The 1,270-nt window shown below is 31.4% G+C and carries 2 protein-coding genes and 1 pseudogene; all 3 read left to right on the top strand.

Annotation, left to right across the window (positions count from 1 at the left end):
- Positions 1-499 (top strand): hypothetical protein (locus tag A3854_RS09610; RefSeq protein WP_219336935.1); only part of this gene is annotated, 499 nt, incomplete at its 5' end.
- Positions 469-888, top strand: a complete 420-nt coding sequence (locus A3854_RS06080; protein ID WP_084041746.1) for a hypothetical protein — start codon at positions 469-471, stop codon at positions 886-888. The genes A3854_RS09610 and A3854_RS06080, both read left to right, overlap by 31 nt.
- A 9-nt stretch (positions 889-897) precedes the next feature.
- A pseudogene (locus A3854_RS06085) lies at positions 898-1,270 on the top strand (hypothetical protein); the annotation flags it as partial.

The raw sequence follows: 1,270 nt of genomic DNA on the forward strand, positions 1-1,270 counted from the left end.
GGATAAATTTATTAACTCTTTTAATGAATCAAAGAGTTTAACTAGAGTAGATAAAGGTATGTGGGAAGATGGGGATGAGGGGGTAAATGTTTTAATAGAGATTAAAGATTATCCATTTACACTAGATATGCTAAAACAAGTATTTACCAATATAAAAACAAATCAAGAATATATCTTGCAAGAGATGGTGGATGAGCTAAATAGAAGAGATGATGATGACGGAATTCAAATGTATGTAAAATATAAGCTTGATACTAGAAATAGATTAGAGCATTTTTTTGGGCAATGTGCGGTAGAGGCAAAGACAACAAAAGGTGATTTTACTTTAGAAGAAGAGTTAGAAAAATTTACAGAGAATAATATAATTAGCTATAGAGGTAAAGCTAGATTAGAAGAAGCTAAAAACTATATCCGCAATATTACGATAAGACAGATCCTTCAAAATGGGCAAAATTTGTTGGTAACGCTATGTACTCTGATCGTGGAAAAAATCATTTAGGCAATGAAGGTGGAGATGATGGATTTAATTTTAGAGGCAGAGGAATTAAGCAATTAACAGGGAAGGACAACTATGCAAGATTTAATAATTATTCACACAAAAAATTTTTAGTCGACAAAGATATAGATCTATTAAAAAACCCTGATCTCATATCACAAGATGGTAAATACGCCTTAATAAGTGCTGCATATTTCTGGATTATAGAAAGGTCTAACCCTAAAAAATATCGTCTTTATGAAATAGCCGATGAAAGCAAAGCGGATTTGGATAATAGTGATATAGTAGAACGTATAACTGCAGTTATAAATCCGCAAAAACTTAGCCTTGAGCATAGGAAAGAAGCCTATAAACGCATTAAAACAGCAAATGTGTTTAAGATTTTTCAGTAAGGAAATATGATGAAATTTAAAATTATATTATTAACTAGCTTGAAAGTAGGCTTAAGTTTATATGCTTACGAGCCTTTAAGCCCAGACGAAGCTATGATAAAATTTGCCTCTGACTTTTCGCAGATAAACGACTATCCACTTGATCCCATAATGGACTATGGCAGCCATACTATTTCACCAAGCTTTGCTTGCTATGATGCCAAGGGCAAATATAAATTTAAAAAATACTCTCTAGAAGACTTTATATACCAGTCAGACTATAACTCTTTTAGAGATAATTACTTTGCAGATCTTTATAATCTAATAGTAAAAGAAGCTCCAAATTTAAAAGATAAAGCTCAAAAGATAGCTAGAGAAAGGATAAAAGATAGTAAAAAAGAGT

The sequence above is a fragment of the Campylobacter concisus genome (genome assembly GCF_002092845.1).
GTDB lineage: Bacteria > Campylobacterota > Campylobacteria > Campylobacterales > Campylobacteraceae > Campylobacter_A > Campylobacter_A concisus_AQ.

Excerpts from the sequence above, each read along its gene's own strand:
- A3854_RS06080 (WP_084041746.1), top strand. The coding sequence starts at position 469 with ATGTACTCTGATCGTGGAAAAAATCATTTAGGCAATGAAGGTGGAGAT.